The 1,234-nt window shown below is 48.3% G+C and carries 1 protein-coding gene and 1 pseudogene; both read right to left on the bottom strand.

What is annotated here, in order from left to right; translation table 11 throughout:
* A partial coding sequence (locus ALB80_RS21650) for a DUF3768 domain-containing protein (protein ID WP_050606178.1) occupies positions 1-366 on the bottom strand: 366 nt, incomplete at its 3' end.
* Positions 367-999: 633 nt separating this feature from the next.
* Positions 1,000-1,234, bottom strand: a pseudogene (locus ALB80_RS22555) (amidohydrolase family protein); the annotation flags it as partial.

Below are 1,234 nucleotides of genomic sequence, written 5' to 3'. Positions count from 1 at the left end.
CCTGAGCCTAGCAAGCAAAAGTGTCATGAGCCGCGTTGTTTTCTCTGGGTTCGTGGAGTCTGGGGAGTCGTCGTCCAAATCTTTATTGTAGTAGTTGATCTCCCAATGAACGGGACGGTTGTTAACACGGATATCTCCGAAGTCATGTTCACTGCCTGCTTCGCAGCTATCGTCCCCAACCTTTCCACCCAGTTGCTTGACTATGGTATCGACCTCGGCGCGACCTAGATTTTGTATTCCCATCGAGATCATGACGATACCGTCTGCACCCGATTTTCGGAAAGTGTCGTTCAATGTTCGGTTCTTTTGAACTCGCGATGCGGCAATAGATTGTTTGGCACCACTGATGCTTCCGTTTCCAACCATGGAAAAGGTCCTTTCATTTAGGATATATAGAGATGGCTTTTGGGCAGGAATTCACTTCCTGAAACTGACGCGCATTGCGTGTGCTATACTGTCGGGCATGGTTCACGCAAAAAAAGCAGTGTTGCTTTGGCTGCGCATTGTCAGTGTACTATCAATCGACAAAAATGTCAAAAAGAGACCAATTATCAAAAAGTTATCCTGTGGCAGCAGACTTGGATTAAGTCACCCAGCCACTACTGAATTCCACCCATTTCTACGTCATTCTATGCCGCGTGGTTGCTAGGTGGTTGCTGTAGGCACAAGAAAATCTCGCCTATTCTTGCTAACCCTTTGAAAAAAGTGGTGAGCCGTGCAGGATTCGAACCTGCGACCCACTGATTAAAAGACTGTTAATGATATCATTGTATCAGTAGCTTAGTAAAAATTTTTCCAGGCTAGCCCAATGCTAAAGTGAGATACCCTGCATGCAACAGCCTCGCCTCAACCCAATATCCGATTCCTCCAACCGCGGTCGTTGAGGCGTGAAAGCGGGCGTTACGCTCGCGCAGGTCGCTTCTGAAGGGCTAGTTTACGTTGCTCAGCCAAAATTTATAGAAAGGTTCAGATGACCGCTTCGAGCCCAAAGCGGTCACATTATCTTTGAACCTCGCGGCGAATTGCTTGGCCTGAGTTAGCGTCTAAGACGAGGACACCATCATCAACAACTAACGTGCCGTTTACGAGAACGGTTTGTACCCCGACAGCGGATTGGTTCGCGTTCTCGTAGGTGGCTAGGTCCGCCACTGTCTTGGGGTCAAAGACGACAATGTCGGCATCCATTCCAACTTGCAGGCGCCCTTTCTTTCTCATTTGTGGAACGAATTCCTCA

This window comes from Ruegeria sp. 6PALISEP08, assembly GCF_001238295.1.
Classification (GTDB): Bacteria; Pseudomonadota; Alphaproteobacteria; order Rhodobacterales; family Rhodobacteraceae; genus Ruegeria.
This window is presented reverse-complemented; position numbering and strand designations above follow the sequence as displayed.